Source organism: Collinsella sp. CLA-JM-H32 (assembly GCF_040098165.1).
Lineage (GTDB): Bacteria > Actinomycetota > Coriobacteriia > Coriobacteriales > Coriobacteriaceae > Collinsella.
In genome coordinates, this window is sequence record NZ_JBBNMZ010000016.1 from 1 (window position 1) to 20,430 (window position 20,430).

General features: G+C 61.7%; 14 protein-coding genes. 11 read left to right on the forward strand and 3 right to left on the reverse strand.

The window, feature by feature from the left end; genetic code table 11:
- Window positions 1-326 precede the first annotated feature (326 nt).
- From AAA021_RS08935 to AAA021_RS08960, 6 genes are all read left to right on the forward strand, one after another.
- Window positions 327-1,895 carry a threonine/serine exporter family protein gene (locus AAA021_RS08935; RefSeq protein ID WP_349088935.1) on the forward strand — a complete coding sequence of 523 codons (1,569 nt, stop codon included), beginning with the start codon at window positions 327-329 and terminating at the stop codon, window positions 1,893-1,895.
- 314 nt (window positions 1,896-2,209) lie between these two features.
- The gene (locus AAA021_RS08940; protein WP_349088937.1) at window positions 2,210-2,758 is read left to right on the forward strand and encodes a DUF2798 domain-containing protein; all 549 of its coding nucleotides are present in this window, start codon (window positions 2,210-2,212) and stop codon (window positions 2,756-2,758) included.
- 281 nt (window positions 2,759-3,039) lie between these two features.
- Complete coding sequence (locus AAA021_RS08945) at window positions 3,040-7,479, forward strand: acyl-CoA dehydratase activase (RefSeq protein ID WP_349088939.1); 4,440 nt, start codon at window positions 3,040-3,042, stop codon at window positions 7,477-7,479.
- A complete protein-coding gene (locus AAA021_RS08950; protein ID WP_055309426.1) occupies window positions 7,463-8,152 on the forward strand; it encodes a TetR/AcrR family transcriptional regulator in 690 nt (229 codons plus the stop codon). The genes AAA021_RS08945 and AAA021_RS08950 overlap by 17 nt, the downstream gene beginning before the upstream one ends.
- A 192-nt stretch (window positions 8,153-8,344) precedes the next feature.
- Window positions 8,345-10,987, forward strand: coding sequence for an ATP-dependent Clp protease ATP-binding subunit (locus tag AAA021_RS08955; RefSeq protein WP_349088941.1), 2,643 nt, complete (start codon window positions 8,345-8,347; stop codon window positions 10,985-10,987).
- A gap of 214 nt (window positions 10,988-11,201) precedes the next feature.
- On the forward strand, window positions 11,202-12,659 hold the full coding sequence (locus AAA021_RS08960) for an aminoacyl-histidine dipeptidase (RefSeq protein ID WP_055285226.1): 1,458 nt from the start codon (window positions 11,202-11,204) through the stop codon (window positions 12,657-12,659).
- 127 nt (window positions 12,660-12,786) lie between these two features.
- Here the strand turns inward: AAA021_RS08960 and AAA021_RS08965 are convergent, their stop codons facing one another.
- The 3 genes from AAA021_RS08965 to AAA021_RS08975 form a co-directional block, all read right to left on the reverse strand.
- Complete coding sequence (locus AAA021_RS08965; RefSeq protein ID WP_349088942.1) at window positions 12,787-14,091, reverse strand: type II toxin-antitoxin system HipA family toxin; 1,305 nt, start codon at window positions 14,089-14,091, stop codon at window positions 12,787-12,789.
- On the reverse strand, window positions 14,092-14,523 hold the full coding sequence (locus tag AAA021_RS08970; RefSeq protein ID WP_055250326.1) for a helix-turn-helix domain-containing protein: 432 nt from the start codon (window positions 14,521-14,523) through the stop codon (window positions 14,092-14,094). It abuts the gene before it with no gap.
- A 120-nt stretch (window positions 14,524-14,643) separates the two neighbouring features.
- The gene (locus AAA021_RS08975) at window positions 14,644-15,228 is read right to left on the reverse strand and encodes a manganese efflux pump MntP family protein (RefSeq protein WP_349088943.1); all 585 of its coding nucleotides are present in this window, start codon (window positions 15,226-15,228) and stop codon (window positions 14,644-14,646) included.
- Window positions 15,229-15,577: 349 nt separating this feature from the next.
- Here AAA021_RS08975 and disA point away from each other — a divergent pair, with 349 nt between their 5' ends.
- The 5 genes from disA to rlmB all read left to right on the forward strand — a co-directional run bounded on the left by disA (window position 15,578) and on the right by rlmB (window position 20,428).
- Window positions 15,578-16,645, forward strand: coding sequence for a DNA integrity scanning diadenylate cyclase DisA (disA, locus tag AAA021_RS08980; RefSeq protein WP_040359001.1), 1,068 nt, complete (start codon window positions 15,578-15,580; stop codon window positions 16,643-16,645).
- Window positions 16,645-17,373 carry a 2-C-methyl-D-erythritol 4-phosphate cytidylyltransferase gene (gene ispD / locus AAA021_RS08985; protein WP_117646055.1) on the forward strand — a complete coding sequence of 243 codons (729 nt, stop codon included), beginning with the start codon at window positions 16,645-16,647 and terminating at the stop codon, window positions 17,371-17,373. The genes disA and ispD overlap by 1 nt, the downstream gene beginning before the upstream one ends.
- The gene (gene ispF, locus AAA021_RS08990; protein ID WP_006234975.1) at window positions 17,363-17,857 is read left to right on the forward strand and encodes a 2-C-methyl-D-erythritol 2,4-cyclodiphosphate synthase; all 495 of its coding nucleotides are present in this window, start codon (window positions 17,363-17,365) and stop codon (window positions 17,855-17,857) included. The genes ispD and ispF overlap by 11 nt, the downstream gene beginning before the upstream one ends.
- Window positions 17,858-17,860: 3 nt before the next feature.
- Entirely contained in the window at window positions 17,861-19,327 is a 1,467-nt protein-coding gene (cysS, locus tag AAA021_RS08995) for a cysteine--tRNA ligase (protein WP_117647641.1), read from the forward strand.
- 186 nt (window positions 19,328-19,513) lie between these two features.
- A complete protein-coding gene (rlmB, locus tag AAA021_RS09000; protein ID WP_349088944.1) occupies window positions 19,514-20,428 on the forward strand; it encodes a 23S rRNA (guanosine(2251)-2'-O)-methyltransferase RlmB in 915 nt (304 codons plus the stop codon).
- The last annotated feature ends 2 nt before the right edge of the window (window positions 20,429-20,430 follow it).

The following is a 20,430-nucleotide window of genomic DNA, read 5'->3' on the forward strand; positions in this document are numbered from 1 at the left end:
CCCAACCTCGTTGCGGCGCGGCTGCGCCCATGGCACTTCAACATCATTGTCGCAGCCCCGACCCGCGGTCACGAGCGGGGGCTCCTATCTTTTTAGTGCCCTCGGATTGGGTCATAGTGTCTGTTCGTCCTCTATCTGCGGTGTTGCCCTGGTTGGCACTTAGGGACGTTCCTTTTCTGCCGGCACTTGGGGACAGTCCTAGTCGTTGGGGATCTACCGACGCATTGGGGGTTTGCGCCTTCCATGCATGACAGCCGTCTCTTTTATGTTTCCTTTAGCCGTTGCTGCCTAGGATGGGGGTTAGTCGGTAGGAAGGGAGCGTCTATATGGACGACGCGAGCGAGCGTTCAATCGAAGAGGACATGCTCGATCAGTTCAATTACTTTGATGATGAGGACGAGGAGCTGATCGACCGTCGCGAGCCAGCGCCGCTTGATTCCTTTGATCTGGTCGATGAAGAGACTGATGAGGTTGAGGACGAATCAACGGAGTTCCCACAGTCTTCGCGCCTTGACTCGCTGCTTTCGAGAGCCCCCATGCACCACGGCGTTCGTGCCGGCGCGCTCCATATGAAAACTGATTGGCACCAGATCGTGACGGCAGGCGATGAGCTTGCCGTCGATGCGCCGCTCACCGACAAGTCATCCATCATCTGCCGCACCGGCATGCTTATGCTGGCAAGCGGAACAGGTGCCTGGCGCGTGCGCGATACCATGAATCGTGTTGCTGCCGTACTCGGCGTCACGATTCACGTCGACCTGAGTCTTCTGTCGTTTGAGTGCACTTGCATCGAAGATGGCCACTGCTTTAACGAGGTTGTCAGCCTGCCCACAACGGGAGTCAATACCCATCGCATTTGGATGATGGAGAGCTTCTTAAAGGAAATCGAGACGTATGGGCGCCGGTTTACCGTGCACGAATACCACGAGATGCTCAGGACCGTTGAGAGCTCAAAGCCCGATTACTCTCCCTGGCAACAGGGCCTTGCGGCAGCCTGTGCTTGCGGCGCCTTCGTCTTTTTGCTCGGCGGCGGCCCTATCGAGATGGCCTGCGCGTTTGTGGGCGCGGGTGTCGGCAACTTTGCCCGCTCCCATATTCTCAAGCAAGGCCTTGGTCAGTTCAGCGCGCTGACGACCGGTGTTGCGCTCGCTTGCGTTTCGTATCTGCTGGCATTGCTCGGCCTTGGCCAGGTCGTACCGGGGGCAATGTCGCACCAAGAAGGCTATATCGGCGCCATGCTCTTTGTGATTCCCGGCTTTCCCCTCATTACGGCAGGCCTCGACATCGCTAAGCTCGACATGCGAAGCGGCATTGAGCGTCTTTCGTATGCTGTGTCGATTATTGTGATGGCGACCCTCGTAGGCTGGATGGTTGCCGAATGTGTGGGGCTGGCGCCGGATGACTTCGCCCCGCTCGGCCTCTCACCGTTGGCTCTTACGCTCTTGCGCATACTGATGAGCTTTATCGGTGTATTTGGCTTCTCGGTTATGTTCAACAGCCCGGTAAAGATGGCCGCGGCGGCTGGGTTGATCGGCGCCGTTTCCAATACCCTGCGTCTGACCCTTGTCGATGCGCCGACGATGATTCCCTTCCTGGGCCTCAGCACGGGAATGCCTCCCGAGGCAGCAGCGTTTATCGGCGCGCTGGTATCGGGTCTGCTGGCAAGCTTGGCCGAAGTCAAGCTCACCTACCCGCGTATCGCTCTCACGGTGCCTTCGATTGTCATTATGGTGCCGGGTTTGTATCTGTATCGCTCGATGTATTACATGTGCACCTTCGACACAGTCAATATGCTCGGCTGGTTTGTGCGCGCAGTGCTCATCGTGGCGTTTTTGCCCGTTGGCCTGGGTGTGGCGCGTACGCTCACCGACCCTCGCTGGCGCCACACCAGCTAATTGGTGCAAGGGGGGACAGGTCACTTTGCACCAAATGAGTTGCGGTGAAATAGGGACTGAATTGCTGCTCAAAGGGTCAAAACAGTCCGTATTCCACCGCAACTTATGGGGTCGGGGGATTATTGGTACCCTGCATCTTCATAAACTCAACGCTTACGAAGCGCATGCGTTTCGTGCTAGGCTGGTTCCACCACATAAGTAGTCGCAGACGCGCGTACCACGGGCGGGCGAGATGAAGTTCCAACAGCTCCATCTTGCCCGCCCGTTTTTGTTGCGTGGCGCCGCGGTACAACACAGAGAGGAATCTGCCCTTTATGCCTATCAACAAACGAGAGAGCCTGCTGTTCACCTTTATCATGTGCTTTTGCATGGTGCTCTGGATGAGCATCTACAACGTTGCCCTGCAGCACGGGGCCATCAACGGCGAGGTCGTTGCCACTGCGTGGCTCGGCTTCCCCGTTGCCTACATTTTTGCCATGTGCTGCGACTGGTTCGTCGCCAGCCCGCTCGCCAAGGGTTTCGCCTTTAAGTACTTGGTCACGCCGGGCAAGAGCTCGCCACTTGCCATGACGCTCGCCGTCAGCTCCTGCATGGTCGTTCCCATGGTCATCATCATGTCGCTGTACGGTGCCTGTGAGGGTCTGACGCACATGCCCGGCGGCATCCTTGCGAACCTGTATTCCATGCCCGCGATCTGGATGATCAACATCCCGCATAATTTTGTGATGGCGCTGCCGTGGAACCTTTTGGTAGCCGGTCCGATTTCCCGCTTCGTCTTCCGTCGCGCCTTCCCTGTGGGGACGGTTTTCGAGGAGGAGCATGCCGAGCTCTTGGAGCAGGCTATGGCTCCTGAGTGCGAGTAGCTCGCTTAGGGATCTGCTGAGCGCGGGCGACTTGCTTGGTTGGAGCCCTAAGCGTGGATAGCTCTCTCGGCGACATCGCGGGCGTGAGCGGTGCGCATGACCGGAGGGCCCGTGCTGCTCCGTTGCCCGACGTGCTAGCGCGCAGAACAATCTGTTGGTGCATTCGGCGGCTGCTGAAGCGTTTCGGCAGCCGCTTTTTATACGGAGTTTAAATACAACAGTCTGTTGTATTACGTAGAGTGGTATATCTCTAGCGGGAAAAATGCGAGAGACGGAGCATTATGGCGTTGCTAGTAGGACTGGACGTAGGGTCGACGACGACCAAAGTTTACGCGATGCACGAGGATATGACCGAGGCGTGGTGGGGATATCGCCGCCACGGGGCGTGTCAGACAGCGAGCGTGCGCGCCATGCTCGGCGAGCTCGCCGAGCGCTTTCCCCATGAGTCACTGCGCGTTGCGGTGACCGGCTCGGGTGCGCGCGATATCGCGACCGCGCTGGGCGCCTCGTACGTTCAGGAGGTGGTCGCCAACGCACTCGCGATCAGCAGGTTCTATCCGCAGACGCGCTGCGCCATCGAGCTGGGCGGCCAAGACGCCAAGATGATCTTCTTCCGCACCAACGATAAGGGAGACATCGAGGTTGCCGACATGCGCATGAACGGCTCGTGCGCAGGCGGTACCGGTGCATTTATCGACGAGATGGCAAAGCTCATGGGGGTCGGCACCGAATCGGGCGAGTTCGAGCAGCTCGCAAGCCGGGGAACGACCGTCCACGAGGTCTCGGGCCGCTGCGGCGTGTACGCAAAGACCGATATCCAGCCGCTGCTCAACGAGGGCATTCCTACCACCGACCTGGCGCTTTCGGCGCTTCACGCGGTCGCCCGCCAAACGATCGGCGGTCTGGCCCAGGGTATCGACATCGAGCCGCCGGTAATCTTCGAGGGCGGTACGCTCGCCTACAACCCCACACTGGTCCGCGTGTTCCGGGAGCAACTGAATCTATCGGACGATCAGGTTATCGTCCCGCGCGATCCGCAGATCATGGTCGCGCGCGGTGCCGCCCTGTCGCTGACCGACATGTTCGCATCGTCCCAACCGATCGACCTTCCCGACGCTTTTGTCCGGCTGGATAAGCTCGAGACGGTCGCGCCCGCAAGCGGGGAGGGACGTCTTGCCCAGCCCTTTTTTGCCACACCTGCCGAGCAGGCGGATTTTACGGCACGCCATGGCAAAGAGACGCCGGCAAAGGGTCCGGATGCGTATGCGCCCGGAGAGACGGTGCGTGTGGCGCTCGGTATCGATTCGGGGAGCACGACGACCAAGTTCGCCCTGGTCGATGAGGCGGGTGAGCTTGTCGATTCGTTCTACGCGTCTAATAACGGCAGACCGCTCGACGTCGCCCAACAGGGTCTTGTCAGCTTGAAGAACCGCTGGGAGACAGCGGGAGTCACGCTTGCGATCGATGCCGTGGGCACCACGGGATACGGCGAGGAGCTTTTCGCGCGCGCGTTCCACGCCGACTACCATACGGTCGAGACGGTCGCGCACGCCCGCGCCGCGTGCGCATGCGTTCCCGATGCGACCTTCGTGCTCGACATCGGCGGACAGGATATGAAGGCCATCTGGCTCAACCACGGCGTGCTGACCGATATCGTCGTCAACGAGGCGTGCTCTGCGGGCTGCGGCTCGTTCCTCGAGGGTTTTGCCAAAAACCTCGGAATAGCCGTTGAGGATATCGCGACCGAGGCATTTTCGTCCAAAGCCCCCGCCGTTCTCGGCAGCCGCTGCACGGTGTTCATGAACAGCAGCGTCGTTTCCGAGCAGCGGCGCGGTAAGGGTCCGGGCGACATCATGGCCGGTCTCTGCCGTTCGATTATCGAGAACGTGTTCACCAAGGTCATTCGCGTTTCAAATCTCAACCGTCTGGGCGACAAAGTCGTCGTCCAGGGCGGCACGTTCCGAAACGACGCGGTGCTGCGCGCATTCGAGCAGTATCTGGGCAAACCCGTCACGCGTGCGCCCCACCCGGGGCTGATGGGCGCTATCGGTATCGCCCTGCTCGCGCGCGAGGAATGCCGCAAGGGCGACGCCGGCACGTCGTTTATCGGGCTCGATGCCGTGGAGCGCTTCGAGCATCGCGAGTTCGGCGGCGTTACCTGCCGTCGGTGCAACAACCGCTGCCAGCGCGCGGTCGTGGCATTTGGCGACGGCTCGCTTTACGTCACGGGCAATCGCTGCCCGCGCGGCGGCGCCATCTCATGGGATGAGCTCGTGCGCGAGGTTCCCGCGGCGGAGGAGCTGCGTCCGCAGGGTGCTTGCGAGGCACAGGCACCCGGCACGGGGCGCGACCGGACCGCGGCTGCCCCCAATCTCTTTGTCGACCGCGAGAAGCTGCTGTTCGAGTCGTACCCCACGGTTCCCGTCTGCGGGGGGCGCGATGTCACGATCGGCATTCCCCGTGTGCTCGAGTTCTGGGACACCATGCCGTTCTGGTCGACGTTCTTCAGCACGCTCGGCTTTAAGGTGCGCGTCTCGGGACGCAGCACCAAGGCGATGTACGAGCGCGGTCTGGCGCACGTCACATCCGACACCGTGTGCTTCCCGGCCAAGCTCGTCCACGGGCACATCCGCAATCTCGTCGACGCCGGCGTCGACCGCATCTTCATGCCCATCATCACGACGGTGCCCACCGAAAACACCGCCTCTACCAGCGAGTGGATGTGCGCCGTCGTAAAGGGATACCCCTACGTGATGCGCAATTCCGATAACCCGGAGGAGCGTTTCGGCGTTCCGTTCGATACGCCGCTGTTCCACTGGTACGACGAGGGCGACCGAAACCGCCAGCTCAAGGCGTGGTGCAAGGAGACCTTCGATATCGATGCCGACCTGGTTGCCAAGGCGACCGAGCAGGCGGACCGCGCGCAGGAGACGTTTGAGAACCAGCTGCAGCTGCGCGGCAGGCAGGTGCTCGAGAACGTGCGCGAGGACGGCGGCTACGCGGTGGTGATCGCTTCGCGCCCGTACCACAACGACCCGCTGGTCAACCACGGGCTGCCCAAGCTCTTCTCTGAGCGCGGCATCCCCGTGCTGACGCCCGATGCGGTGCCGGGGGTCTGCAACGTTGATCTTTCCAACAGCCGCATCGACATCGTGAACAACTACCATGCGCGCATGCTGTCGTGCGCGGTCATCGTCGCATCGACGCCCGAGCTCGAGCTCGTGCAGATGGGCAGCTTCGGCTGCGGCCACGATGCGTATCTCACCGACGAGATCGCGCGCATGATGGGCGAGATGGGCTCCAAAGTTCCGATGATGATCAAGCTCGATGAGAGCGACGTCGCCGGTCCCATGGGCATTCGCGTGCGTTCGTTTATCGAGTCGGTCAACCGTCGTCGCGCGGAGGAGCGTGCCGAGGGCGCCCGGGTGCACGCGGTCCATCCGCTCGACGACCCGTATAAGGTCAAGTACACCAAGCGCGACCGGCACGACAAGATCGCGCTGGTCCCCAACACCTCCCATGCGTTCTGCAGGCTCATGACCGCGGCGATGCGCAATCAGGGCGTGCGCGCCGAGGCCCTTGATATCGGGCGCGAGGATGCCATCCGCCTGGGCAAACGCTATGTGCACAACGACATCTGCTTCCCCGCGCAAATCGTGATCGGCGAGGCGCTCGCGGCACTCGAGAGCGGTAAGTACGACCCGCACGACGTCGCCGTGGTGACTGGCAAGTATATCGGTGACTGCCGCCTGACGCACTACATGCCCCTGCTGCGCCGCGCGCTCGACGACGCGGGATACGACTATGTCCCGGTGCTCACCAACGACGACGTCGATGCCCACAATGCGCATCCGGGCTTCAAGCTCGGCCTTGGCCCGAGCATCCAGATCGCCTACGGTCTTCCCATGATCGATGCCCTCGAGGCCATGCTTAGGCGCATCCGTCCCTACGAGCTCGAGAAGGGCGCGGCGGACGCTGCGTTCGACCGCGCGCTCGATGAGGTTATCGAGGGCATGGAGCGCTCCGGGCTGAGAGGCCAGGCGACGGGCTTCAAACGCGCGCTTGCGATCATGGACGCCGTTCCGTACGACCGCTCGAACCCGCATCCGACCGTTCTCATCGTGGGCGAGTACCTGCTCAATTTCCATCTCGGCGCCAACCACGAGATTGAGCGCTACCTCGAGGACAACGGGCTCGAGGTCATCGAGGCGCGCATGACCGACGTGATCCGCAAGACCTATTTCTACAAGCATGCGCAGTCGCGCGAGTTCCACGTCGACCTGTCGCTGCCCGAAAAGGCCTGGTACGCCACGGCGGACAACCTGTTCGAGCTCGCGCACGACCGTTGCGACCGCCTGGGCGCGGCGAGCCCGCTCTACGAGCCGCCGACGCGCATGCCCGAGCTCGTGCGCGCGAGCGATAAGATCCTGCACCATACGTTCGATGCGGGCGAGGGCGTGCTGATTCCGGCGGAGATCCTCGAGCACGCCAAGCGCGGCTGCCGCAACTTCGTGATCCTGCAGCCGTTCGGGTGTCTGCCCAACCATGTCGTGGGGCGCGGGCTCATCCATGCGCTCAAGGAGCAGTATCCCACGGCGCAGTTCCTGCCGCTCGACTACGATCCCGACGTGAGCTTCGCCAACGTGGAGAACCGTCTTCAGATGCTCATCATGAACGCCAAGGCGCAGGGGTGCGGTGAGGCGCATGGCGAGACCGCGTAAGGACGCCGATGCGCCCGATGCACGCACCCGTATCATCGAGGCGTTTTGGGAGCTCATCGAGAACAACAGCATCTTCGAGCTGTCGGTTGGCGAGGTGACCCGCGCCGCCCAGTGCAATCGCGGAACGTTTTACTACTATTTTCACGATTTCGATGAACTCGTCGCCATCGCCATAGCCCAGCTGCTGCAGGATAACGAGCTCATCACCGATGCCCTCTGGCATTTTTCGAGCGAGGGCGACCTTTCGGCGTTCGACCGGCGCGACGTCCGCTGCCTGCTGCGGCGCATCGTCATCACCATGAGGGCGGGTGCCGCCGAGCAGGTCGTGCAGGGCATCCATACGATCATCATCGACCGCGTGAGAGAGATCGTCCACCCCGACGGAGAAGAGCTCAAGGCAGATTCGAGCTTTGCGGTGGGCTTTCTGGTCTCGGGCATCATGGGCTTTGTGATGGCGGTCGGCTTTGCCCGGGAGGGCGGCGAGGAGATAGACCTCGAGCAGCCGGGGGACAGCGCGTGCGCGTACCTGAGGGCGGTCGCCATGCAGACGGTGGAAACGGTCGCGCAAGTCGAGGGCGTCGATACATCCGAGCTGCTCGAACGCGTCTCCAAGGAGGCCGATGCCTATCGCGCATCGCGTGCGACGAGTCCCGACGTGGTGAAAGACGCCTAGGGTTTCTCTTGCGGGGCGCCTGTCGCGCATCGCGCGGTGAGTCCCGCGATGCGGTCATAACCTGCATTCATGTGAGCCGGGTTTATAGATATTCCTCCAGCTGTTAACATAGACAACCTGTGGGTAAAGAGACAAAAGCGCCGCCGACGGGCGGGCGTTTTGATTTCGATGAACTCATGTAAGGAAACGAGCATGTTAGATAGATTTACCGATCGAGCGCGCAAGGTCATGTCGATGGCCAAACAGGAGGCGCTCGATCTGCACTCAAATAAGGTGGGCACCGAGCACCTGCTGCTCGCACTCGCCAAGGAGGACGAGGGCATTGCCGCCGAGGCGCTGCGCTCGCTCGACATCTCCTACGATGACATCATGGATACTCTCAAAGAGGTCCAGACCACGGTTCCCGAGCCCAGTGAGGAGACCGAGGCGGCCAAGCTCGCCTTTACGCCGCTCGTCATTAGCGTGATGGAGCGTTCATTCCGCGTGGCGCGTGAGAACAACCAGACCTACGTGTCGACCGAGCACCTGCTCATCGGTATCGTCGAAGAGGGCAACGGCATGGCCATGGACATCCTCATGCGCCTGGGTGTTTCGTCCGCCTCCATCAAAAAGGCTATCGAGAAGCTCACCGCCAAGGACCAGGACAAGAAGCGTCCACTCGCCGGCGCCGGTGCTGGTCGTCCCGGTGCGGGTCTGCCGTTCTTTAGCGGCTCGGATGCCTCTCAGCAAAAGGGGAGCGGCACCGACACGCTCAAGCAGTTCGCCACCAACCTCACTCAAAAGGCCCGCGACGGCGAGCTCGACCCCGTGATCGGTCGCGAAAAGGAAGTCCAGCGCATGATGGAAATCCTTTCGCGCCGCACCAAGAACAATCCGCTTATCCTGGGCGACCCCGGCGTGGGCAAAACGGCTATCGTCGAGGGCCTGGCTCAGCAGATTGCAGCCGGCAACGTGCCCGAGAACCTTATGAACCAGAATATCTGGACGCTCGACCTGCCGGGCCTCGTGGCGGGTGCCAAGTATCGCGGCGAGTTTGAGGAGCGCCTCAAGAACGTGATCCAGGAGGTGACCGAAGCCGACGACGTCATCCTGTTTATCGACGAGATGCACACCATCATCGGTGCCGGTTCTGCCGAGGGCTCCATCGACGCGAGTTCCATGCTCAAGCCCGTGCTTGCGCGCGGTGCCTTCCAGATTATCGGTGCCACCACGGCCGAGGAATTCCGCAAGTACCTCACCAAGGACCCGGCCTTCGAGCGTCGCTTCCAGACCATCGATGTCGAGGAGCCGAGCGTCGAGGACACGGTCAAGATCCTGACCGCGCTCAAGCCGCGCTACGAGGAGCACCACCATGTGCGCTATACGCAGGGTGCTATCGAGGCCGCCGCGAACCTCTCCAACCGCTACATCCAGGATCGCTTCCTGCCCGATAAGGCCATCGACCTCATTGACGAGGCCGGCGCCCGCGCCCGCATCGCCGCCAACCGCGCGCCCGAGCCGGTGCGCGAGGCCGAGCATCGCATAGAGGAGCTCAAGGCCGCCGCGCAGGAGGCCACCGAGAGCGACGACATGAACAAGGCCGCCGAGATCACCGAGCAGCAGAAGGCCGCCGAGATTGAGCTCGCCGAGGCCAAGGCCGCCTGGACCGCCGAGCTCGACGCCAGCCCGCTCACCATCGACGTCGCCCAGATTGCCGACATCGTGTCCGTGACCTCTGGCGTGCCGGTTTCCTCGCTCACCGAGAGCGAGAGCCGGCGCCTGCTGCAGACCGAAAGCGTGCTCAAGACCCGCATCATCGGCCAGGACGAGGCTGTCGAGGCCGTCGCCAAGGCCGTGCGCCGCAGCCGCTCGCCGCTCAAGGATCCGCGTCGCCCCGGCGGCAGCTTTATCTTCCTGGGTCCCACCGGCACGGGCAAGACCGAGCTCGCCAAGACGCTCGCCGAGTACCTCTTTGGCAGCAAGGACGCGCTCATCAGCTTCGACATGTCCGAGTTCGGTAGCGAGTTTGAGGTCTCCAAGCTCATCGGTAGCCCTCCGGGTTACGTGGGCCACGATGAGGGCGGTCAGCTTACCAAGGCCGTTCGTCGTCACCCGTACTCGGTCGTGCTGTTCGACGAGATCGAGAAGGCGCACCCCGACATCTTCAACATTTTGTTGCAGGTGCTGGAGGAGGGTCGCCTGACTGATAGCCAGGGCAAGACGGTCGACTTCCGCAATACCGTGATTATCATGACGTCCAACGTGGGCGCCCGCGAGATCGCGCAGGATGCGAGCGTCGGTTTTGGCACCACCGGTGAGCAGGGCCTTACCTCGAGCGAGATTAAGGGCCGTGCGATGGGCGAACTTAAGCGCCTGTTCCGCCCCGAGCTGCTCAACCGTATCGACGACATCGTGGTGTTCCAGAAGCTTTCGGGCGAGAATCTGACCAAGATCGCGCACCTGCTGGTGGACGACCTGCGTCAACGCCTGATTGCCAACGGCATGAACATCAAGCTCACCGATGCGGCCTACGACAAGATTGTGGCCGAGGGCACCGACCTCACCAATGGCGCGCGTCCGCTGCGCCGTGCCATCCAAAAGCTCATTGAGGACCCGCTGTCCGAGGAACTGCTGGCCGGTGAGTGGGGCGAGGGCGATACCGTTCAGTGCGATGTGGCCGACGGCAAGTTTGTCTTTAGTCACGGCACGGGCGAGATTCCGGCACCGCGTCCGGCGGGCACGCTCGGTGGCGATACCGCCCCGGCGGCTCCGCACACCGGCAACGTCGCGCCCGTGAGCGGCGGCGTGACCTCGGGCCCCGGCGGCATGATGCAAGCCGGTTCCGGCGCGCTGTAGGGCGTGGCGACAATTTGATACGCGCAATCGAGGCGCTCCGGAAAGGGCGCCTCGATTTGTAGAGCTGCGGAAGTTGTGACCGTTACGCTATACGGTCCACCGTTAGCCGATGATGCGAGGGCGCTCGGCGTTTTCGACTGGTTTATGCACGCAAAGTCTGGGAATATACAAGTCGCATGTCTTACTGTCTAACCAGTTGCGCCAAGGAGGCACCATGGACTACAAGATTACCGGCTACGAGCCCGCCCAGCTGTTCCATTTCTTTGAGGAGGTCAGCGCGATCCCCCGTGGGTCTGGCAACGAGAAGGGCATCAGCGATTTCCTGGTCGCGTTTGCCAAGGAGCGCGGTCTCGATGTGTATCAGGACGAGGTCTACAACGTCATCATTCGCAAGCCCGCATCTGCCGGCGCCGAGAATGCCCCGACCGTGATGCTGCAGGGCCACATCGATATGGTGTGCGACAAGTTGGGCTCCGTTGAGCACGACTTTACGACCGATGGTATCGACCTGGTCGTCAAGGACGGCGTCCTTACCGCCAACGGCACCACCCTGGGCGCCGACAATGGTATCGCCGTCGCGCTTATGCTTACTGTGCTCAACGACGATTCGATTGCCCATCCGGCCCTCGAGTGCGTGTTCACCACCGACGAGGAGACCGGCCTGGTTGGCGCCGAGACGCTCGACAAGTCCCAGATCAGCGCCCGCACCATGATCAACCTCGACTCCGAGGAGGAGGGCGTTGCCACCGTCAGCTGCGCCGGCGGCGTCGTCGTTACCTACACCTGCCCCATCGTGCGCGAGCACAAGACCGGTAGCACCCTCACGCTCGACATTTCCGGTCTGTTGGGCGGCCACTCCGGCAGTGATATCAACCTGGAGCGCGGCAACGGAAACCTCATCATGGCCCGCATCATCGACCGCCTGATGGTCGCCGGCGAGCCCGCCATCGTCAGCTTCAACGGCGGCACCAAGGACAACGCCATCAACCGTGAGTGCAAGGCCGTTCTGGTCTATGCCGATCACGCTGCCGCCGAGGCCGCGGCCCAGATCGCAAAGGGCATCATCGCCGACGTCACTGCCGAGCTCGAGGTCTTCGACCCCGGCTTTACCTGCACCGTCGAGATTGCCGACGACGCCGAGGTCGAGGCCATGGACGAGAAGTCCGCGCTTGCCCTCATCCGCGCCCTGCGTCTTGCCCCTAACGGCGTGATTCGCCGCAACGTCGCCACCGACGGCTCCGTCGAGGTTTCCTCCAACATCGGCGTGGTCGCCACCTCCGATGACGAGGTCAAGATTATGCTGTCCCCGCGCTCCTCGATCACCTCGCTGCAGAACGAGTTCAAGGACCGCCTGCAGACGCTTGCCGATGTCCTGGGCTTCGACGCCAAGTTTGAGTTCGAGTATCCCGGCTGGAGCTATGCCGAGCATTCGCCGGTCCGCGAAGTCTTTGTCGAGAGCTATCGAGAGCTCTTTGGCTCCGAGCTGCGCATCGAGTCCATTCACGCCGGCCTTGAGTGCGGCCTGTTTGCCGAGGCTCTGCACGGCCTGGACGCCATCGCCGTGGGCCCGACGCTCTCCGATGTCCATACCCCGGACGAGAGCATGGAGCTCGCTTCTGCCGAGCGCTTCTACGAGCTGCTCATCGACGTCCTCAAGCGCCTCGCTGCGTAAAGGTTGCGCTAGCAGCAGTCCGAGCCACGTGCTAGCGGATTGCAAATGACATTATGAGAGGGGGCACCCGGTCTTTTGCGACGGGTGTCCCCTCTCTTTTGTTTGATAATTGCGAAATTAAGGCCACCTAGTCCATTTCTGCCTTGATGAGGTCGAGGGTGCGCTGGCAGTTTTCGCGGACGGGGCCGAGCATATGCTCGCGCAGGTCCGCTATGCCGGGCAGGTCGGCGTATTCGTCCATGACCTCTTCCATGCAAATGGGCACCTCGTAGGCGAGGTCCATCATGGTCGCAAAGCAAAACTTCTCGGATAGCCCGGCATCGGTGAGTGCCGCCTCCAGCGCGGGGTCGCCCATACCGTGGTATCGGCGGATAGCGCCTGGACCGATGCGCCCCACACGATTTTCGCCGCCAACGCTCATGGCAAGGCGCGCCCGGCGGCGCATGCGCTCGTATGCCAGCCCCGATGCGACATTGTACATGGGTGCGAGCGCCGCGTTTGTGCCTTTGCCAAGGATGAGCGAGTAGTTTTTAGCGTGTGCGTCAGGCGCTCCGATAATGGCGTTATAGAACAACATATAGGTAAAAAGCACAAGATTCATGTGGTGGGGGACTGTGTTAATCAGTCGTTCTTGGATGTCTCGTGTAGTTGGTCCTCCGTCGGCGGTGTATTTCTGGATTGGCAATACACCGAGCGCCTGGCAAAAGTCCTCCTGATGCAGCCTTTCGATATTTCCGCTGCTATTGACCATTCTGTCGTACCGTTCAACGACGAGCGCGGCTTCGTCTTCAAATGTGTAATAGGAGACGTTGGCAGTTGGAATGCCAACACGCCGAGCCGTTTTCATGCAGACGAATTCGTTTAAGGCCTGATGTTTGAACCCAACGACACCATTTTTGAAGATATGGGTAGTGGGGGATGACCCTAGACATTCGCACCATTGGCCATCATGCCAAGCTAGTGTAAATTTGCCTTGATTGCCGCCCAGGGACCAGCTTTCGTTGGAGCCCATCCATGTCTCTCTTTCGTCATCGCGAATTGCTTTGAGCTTGTGAGCGATTTGAGAATTGGTAAGCGGGCGGTATGCCGAGACCCTGCCGCGGGCGGCGTCTAATTGATCGGCTCGACAAAACTGAACGGCCCCCGCGCAGTCTAGACCGATATGGCACAAGAGGGCGACGGGGTTGTTGGATGCAACATCATGCTCGGTGGCAATAGCGCGACGCTGCTCTTGACTGTCGGGCAAAAGGCCAAATAGGAACGGGCGGACGATGCTATGGCCATACGTGCGATTGGAAAGCGGCATTGTTAGCGATAACGGTGCTCCGCGATAGGTTGGGGCGTATGCAAAGCTGCAGAGTCCATGCTCGTCTTGGCGGAGAGTGCCGGCGATTTCGCCACAAATGAGGGTCGCGAGCTCCATCTCTGCCATTTATTTCACAACCTTGCAGCCAAAGGAGAGGTTTGAAGTGCCGGAAAGGCCTTGCTCGGCTGCGATTTGGGCCAGCAAGGCACCATAGGAAGATGGCGTTCCTTGTCGAGTGGGTCGTCTGCCTGCGCTTGGCTTTGGCAGGGTATTCGAGTTCGCGATAGGGAGGTTCACTATCGTCGTCGGATGTTCGGAGGGCGATGCGATGGAGTCGTTATCGCTTTGCGCGAAGAGACCAATGCCGAGTGCGTTAAAGACGGTCAGCAACTTGTCGAGTCGAATGCCGGTGGCGTCTCCTAGCTCGAGCGATGCGAGCAGGCGTTCCGAAACACCGGCTTTTTTAGCGAGGGCGGCACGGGTGATCCCCTGCGCCTCGCGCGCCTGACGCACGTAGATGCCGGCTTGGCGCGGCGTGGTGATGGGAAGGGTATCCATGGCAATCTCCTAACGTGCAGACTTTTGCATCCTAGTATGACATGCAAAAGTCTGCATGAAAAGGCCTCATGCAAAACTCTGCATGAGGCCTCATACGGACGTTTAGTTTTGAAGGGTGTTTTACAGCACCAAAATCCCTAGGTGCTCCAGCAAAATCTTGAGGCCGATGAGGATGAGTGCAACGCCGCCCACGATGGTGGCGGGCTTTTCGTAGCGCGCGCCAAAGATGCGGCCAATCGCCACGCCGGCAACGGAGAAGATGAAGGTCGTGATGCCTATGAGCGACACGGCGGGGACGATGTCGGCCGAGAGTGCGGCAAATGAGATGCCCACGGCCAGGGCGTCGATTGAGGTGGCGATGGCGAGGATCAGGTACTCACCCAGGTCAATCTTTTCGGCATCCTTGCCGTCGCTCTCGTCCTCATCCTCGTCCTCGGTAAAGGCCTCCCGCAGCATTTTGCCGCCGATGAAGGCCAAAAGGATAAAGGCGATCCAATGGTCGATGGGTCCGATGATGCCCATGAATTGACTGCCGAGCGCCCATCCGATTACGGGCATGCCGGCCTGAAAGCCGCCAAAGAACAGGCCGAGCACCACGGCGACTTTAAGGTTGATCTTCTTCATGCCAAGGCCCTTGCAGATGGAAACGGCAAAGGCGTCCATCGAAAGGCCAACGGCGAGCAACGCGAGCTCTGTGAGTCCCATAGTCTGGCTCCCTCTCTGCGGGCGAACCCGCGTGTACTTCTGCCGGGGGAGCAACAAAAAAGACCCGTGGCGTACGCGTTGCGCGCACAGCCACGAGTCTCGTTCATTAAGGCAAGTCAGGCCGCATCGGCCAGTATGTTGACTTGCCGCGCCACCGGAGGCGAAACCGGCCACGCGACTACTCCCTCATTTATGCGAATCCCGATGCTACCACATAAGCAGCTCATTTGGATTGGGGCTCTCAGCTGTGTTCGCTCATTCTGTAAGCATCGGATTTTGCGGGCGTCACAGGGGCAAACCGTGAGAAACTTATTGACGTTTATGGAGCGTATACGATGGGAGCGATGCCTTGGATAAGAACGAGCTGCAAAAGCGTATGGAACAGGCCATTCGCCTGACGGCACCTGGCCAGCCGATCCGCACCGCCCTCGACATGATCATTGCCGGTCACCTGGGTGCCCTTATCTGCGTCGGCGACACCGAAAACGTGCTTGCTGCCGGTAACGACGGCTTCCCGCTCAACATTTCGTTTACCTCGAACCGCCTGTTCGAGCTTTCCAAGATGGACGGCGCCATCGTTATCGATGGCGACCTCACCCAGATCCTGCGCGCCAACTTCCACCTCAATCCCGATCCCTCGCTTGCCACGAGTGAGACGGGCATGCGTCACCGTACTGCCGCTCGCATGTCGGTGCTCACCGATGCCATCGTGATCTCGGTCTCGGCCCGTCGCGCCGTCGTTAACGTGTACGTTCACGGCAAGAGCTACGAGATCCAGCCCGTCACCACCATCATGAGCTCGGTCAACCAGCTCGTCGCCACGCTCCAGACCACCCGTCAGTCGCTCGACCGCTCCTTGCTGCGCCTGACGGCCCTTGAGCTCGACGACTACGTTACGCTCGCCGACATCACCGGCATCTTCTCGAGTTTCGAGATCATGCAACAGGCAAAGACCGAGCTTAAGGATTGCATCGTCAAGCTGGGTAACCAGGGCAAGCTCGTGCAGATGCAGCTCGAGCAGCTCGCGGGCTCCAGCATGGATACCGAATACGACTTGATGATCCGCGACTACGCAAGCGATTCCTCTGAGGCCAACGCCGAGAAGATCCGCGCTGAGCTTGCCCGTATGACGCCTAAGGACCTATCCGACCCGCAGCACGTGGCGGCAGTTCTGGGCTATGACGACCTGGACGAGGACTCCGTCATGACGCCGCTGGGCCTGCGCACGCTTTCGCGCGTGTCCGTCGTGCGTGACGGCGTGGCCGAGAAGATCGTCGACGAGTACGGCTCGCTGCAGGAGCTCATGGACGACATCAGCGAGGATCCGGAGCGCCTGGGCGACTTTGGCGTTAACAACCCTGCCATTCTTGCGGACTCCCTGTACCGCATGAAGGGCACCAAACAGGGGAACGCATAATGGCGCCCGTATGCGCCGTGGTCGTTGCCGGTGGCAGCGGCCAGCGCTTTGGAAATCCCGGCGGCAAGCAGCTCGTTAACGTGGCGGGCCGTCCGCTCATGAGCTGGTCCATCCGTGCGTTCGATCGTAGCGACAAGGTCGGCCACATCGTCGTGGTTTGCCCTGCCGAGCGCCGTGCCGAGATGCGCCGCCTTGCCATCGACCCGTTTGACTATGACACGCCCATCAGCTTTGCCGATGCCGGCGATACCCGCCAGGATTCCACCCGTGCCGGCGTGCATGCGGTTCCGGCGGGCTTTGAATACGTTGCCATTCACGATGGTGCTCGTCCGCTCATTACGACCGAGGCCATCGACCACGCGATCGACGTGCTTGTGGGCGACCGCGCCCTCGACGGTGTCGTGTGCGGTCAGCCCGCGATCGACACGCTCAAGATCGTCGATGGCGACAACATCGTCGAGACGCCGCCGCGCGAGCTGTACTGGGCCGCGCAGACGCCGCAGATCTTTAGCGTCGATGCTATGAAGCGCGCCCATGCCGCGGCGATTGCCGAGGGCTTTATCGGTACTGACGATTCATCGCTGGTCGAGCGCATGGGCGGGCGCGTCCGCTGTGTCCAGAGCCCGCGCGATAACCTTAAGGTGACGGTGCCCGAGGACCTGCGTCCCGTAACCGCGATTCTGCTTGGCCGCATGGCCGAGGGAGAGGACCTTCCCCATGTTCAGTAACCTGCGCATTGGCCATGGCTACGACGTCCACCGTCTGGTGGAGGGGCGTCGATGTATCATCGGCGGTGTCGACATTCCCTACGAGCGCGGCCTGCTGGGCCACTCGGATGCCGATGTGCTCGCGCACGCCTTGGCCGACGCTATTCTGGGCGCCTGCCGCGGGGGAGACATCGGCAAGCTATTCCCCGATACCGACCCCGCCTATGAGGGTGCCGATTCGATGGTGCTGCTCGCTCGCGTGATGGACTATGCGCGCGAGCTGGGCTTCGAGTTTGTCGATGCCGATTGCACCATTGCCTGCCAGCAACCCAAGATCACCCCGCACCGCGATGCCATGCGCGCCAACCTTGCCCATGCCCTGGGCGTTGACGTCGAAAACGTGGGCGTCGCCGCCACTACGACCGAAAAGCTCGGTTGGGAAGGCCAGGGCGAGGGAATCGGCGCCTGGGCCGTCTGCCTGCTACAGAAAACCGTTAAGGAGTAACGAATGCGTATCTACAACAGCGCTACCCATAAAAAGGAAGAGTTCCAGCCCATCGAGTCCGGCAAGGTCCGCATGTACGTGTGCGGCCCCACGGTCTACGACAACATCCACATCGGCAACGCCCGCACGTTCATCAGCTTTGACGTGATTCGCCGCTGGCTCATCGCGAGCGGCTACGAGGTCACGTTCGCCCAGAACCTCACCGATGTCGACGACAAGATCATCAAGCGCGCCAACGAGCAGGGCCGTACGGCCGCCGAGGTCGCGACGGAGTTCTCCGACAAGTTCATCGGCGTCATGCGCGCCGCCAACGTGCTCGATCCCGATGTGCGCCCCCGCGCCACCAAGGAGATCGGCCCCATGATCGCCATGATCAAGACGCTTATCGAGCAGGGCCACGCTTACGCAGCCGATAACGGCGATGTGTACTTTGCCGTGCGCAGCGATCCCAACTATGGTCAGGTCTCGGGCCGCAACATCGACGACCTTATGGTTGGCGCACGCATTGAGGAGAACGAGGACAAGAACGACCCGCTCGACTTTGCCCTGTGGAAGGCCGCCAAGCCCGGCGAGCCCAGCTGGCCGAGCCCCTGGGGCGAGGGCCGTCCCGGTTGGCACACCGAGTGCGCCGCCATGGTGCATCGCTACCTGGGCACTCCGATCGACATCCACGGCGGCGGCTCCGACCTTGCCTTCCCGCATCACGAGAACGAGTGCGCTCAGGCCACCTGCGCCTGGCACCAGGGCTTCTCCAACACCTGGATGCACACGGGCATGCTGCTGGTAGACGGCGAGAAGATGTCCAAGTCGCTCGGCAACTTCTTTACGCTGGCCGAGGTCCTCGAGCAGCACTCCGCTGCCGCCCTGCGCCTGCTGATGCTGCAGACGAGCTATCGCTCGCCGCTCGACTTTTCTTGGGAGCGCCTGGAGGGTGCCGAGAACTCGCTCACGCGTATCGCCGGTACGGTCGAGAACCTGCGCTGGGCCGCGAACCATGCGACGGCCGATGCCGATGAGGCAGCATCCGAGGCGTTTGCCGCCAAGGCCGCCGAGACCCGTGCCACCTTTAAGGAGTGCATGGACGACGACTTTAACACCGCCGGTGCCATGGGTGCTGTCTTTGGCTTTGTGACCGAGTGCAACCAGTACCTGGAGCAGGCGGGCGATGCTGCCGACAAGGCCGCAGTCCTGGCTGCCGCCGATACGCTGGCCGAGCTGCTCGATACGTTTGGCGTTGAGCTTCCCGAGCCCAAGGTCGAGTTGCCGCTGGGCCTGCTGGGCGTTGCCGCCGGTTTGGTTGCCTACACGGGCGACGACGTGGACGAGGCCGCTGCCAAGATTCTCGAGGCCCGTGCCGAGGCCCGTGCCGCCAAGAACTGGGATCTGGCCGACGCCATCCGCGACCAGCTCAAGGACCTCGGGCTGACGATTGAAGATACCGCCGCCGGCACTCGTATCAAATCTCTCTAATCCCCGCGGGTTTCCCAAGCACCCGACCTTGCCGTTCAAACCGTCGCTCGCGTACTCAAGTACGCGTCGCTCCTCTTTCACGGCAATCTCGGGCACTTGGAAAACCCGTACCGACCGCCCGAATTAATATTCATGGGCGGTCGTTTATTTTGTTTCGTTTGATAGTTGTATTTAGGAGGTCACTTTATGGCCGACAATCGCAAGCGTGCGCCTCGTGGCGGCAAGCAGGCTGCTTCTGGCTCGCGTCCGATTCGCCGCAATGATCGCGCTGCCGCTCCCAAGGGCCAGCGCGATCGCACCCAGGCCGCACGTCCGCAGCGCGATCGCAACCGCGACGCTGTCCAGGCTCCCAAGGGCGAGTTTATCGAAGGTCGTCGTGCTGCCGCCGAGGCGCTACGCACTGGTTTTCCCATCAAGTGTGCGCTCATTGCCGAGGGCGGGGAGCGCGATGCCGCCTTGTCGCGCCTGATCGATGACCTCAATGCCGCGGGCGTCCGCATTAAGTATGTGCCGCGCGCGCAGCTCGATGCGCTGTCGAGCCATGGCGCTCACCAGGGTATTGCGCTCGAGGTTGGCAACTTCCCCTATGCCGACGTCGCCGACATCCTCGGCCGCGCGGGTGACGGACCGGCGCTCGTCGTCGTGCTCGATCATGTGACCGACGACGGTAACTTTGGTGCCATTGTGCGCTCTGCCGAGGTCGTGGGCGCGGCGGGCGTCATCATTGCCAACAAGCGCGCCGCCGGCGTGACCGTTGGCAGCTACAAGACTTCTGCCGGTGCTGTCATGCACCTGCCTATCGCACAGGTTCCCAATATCGCCCGTGCGCTCGATGACCTCAAGGCCGCTGGCTTTTGGGTGGGCGGTGCCTCCGAGCACGCCGAGGGCAGCTGCTGGGATGCTCCCTTCGAGGGCCGCGTGGCGCTCGTCATGGGCTCCGAGGGCGGCGGCATCTCGCGCCTGGTGCTTGAGAAATGCGACTTTTTGACCAAGCTTCCCCAGCGCGGCATGACCGAGAGCCTCAATGTTGCCCAGGCGACAACGGCGCTGTGCTTTGAGTGGCTGCGCCGCAATGCCGGCGAGCTCATGGGGGAGGAGTAGCG

Coding starts and splice junctions, on each gene's coding strand:
- AAA021_RS08945 (WP_349088939.1), top strand. CDS start 3,040: ATGGCGTTGCTAGTAGGACTGGACGTAGGGTCGACGACGACCAAAGTT.
- AAA021_RS08960 (WP_055285226.1), top strand. CDS start 11,202: ATGGACTACAAGATTACCGGCTACGAGCCCGCCCAGCTGTTCCATTTC.
- ispD (WP_117646055.1), top strand. CDS start 16,645: ATGGCGCCCGTATGCGCCGTGGTCGTTGCCGGTGGCAGCGGCCAGCGC.
- AAA021_RS08950 (WP_055309426.1), top strand. CDS start 7,463: ATGGCGAGACCGCGTAAGGACGCCGATGCGCCCGATGCACGCACCCGT.
- AAA021_RS08955 (WP_349088941.1), top strand. CDS start 8,345: ATGTTAGATAGATTTACCGATCGAGCGCGCAAGGTCATGTCGATGGCC.
- AAA021_RS08965 (WP_349088942.1), bottom strand. CDS start 14,091: ATGGCAGAGATGGAGCTCGCGACCCTCATTTGTGGCGAAATCGCCGGC.
- rlmB (WP_349088944.1), top strand. CDS start 19,514: ATGGCCGACAATCGCAAGCGTGCGCCTCGTGGCGGCAAGCAGGCTGCT.
- ispF (WP_006234975.1), top strand. CDS start 17,363: ATGTTCAGTAACCTGCGCATTGGCCATGGCTACGACGTCCACCGTCTG.
- AAA021_RS08935 (WP_349088935.1), top strand. CDS start 327: ATGGACGACGCGAGCGAGCGTTCAATCGAAGAGGACATGCTCGATCAG.
- AAA021_RS08940 (WP_349088937.1), top strand. CDS start 2,210: ATGCCTATCAACAAACGAGAGAGCCTGCTGTTCACCTTTATCATGTGC.
- AAA021_RS08970 (WP_055250326.1), bottom strand. CDS start 14,523: ATGGATACCCTTCCCATCACCACGCCGCGCCAAGCCGGCATCTACGTG.
- AAA021_RS08975 (WP_349088943.1), bottom strand. CDS start 15,228: ATGGGACTCACAGAGCTCGCGTTGCTCGCCGTTGGCCTTTCGATGGAC.
- cysS (WP_117647641.1), top strand. CDS start 17,861: ATGCGTATCTACAACAGCGCTACCCATAAAAAGGAAGAGTTCCAGCCC.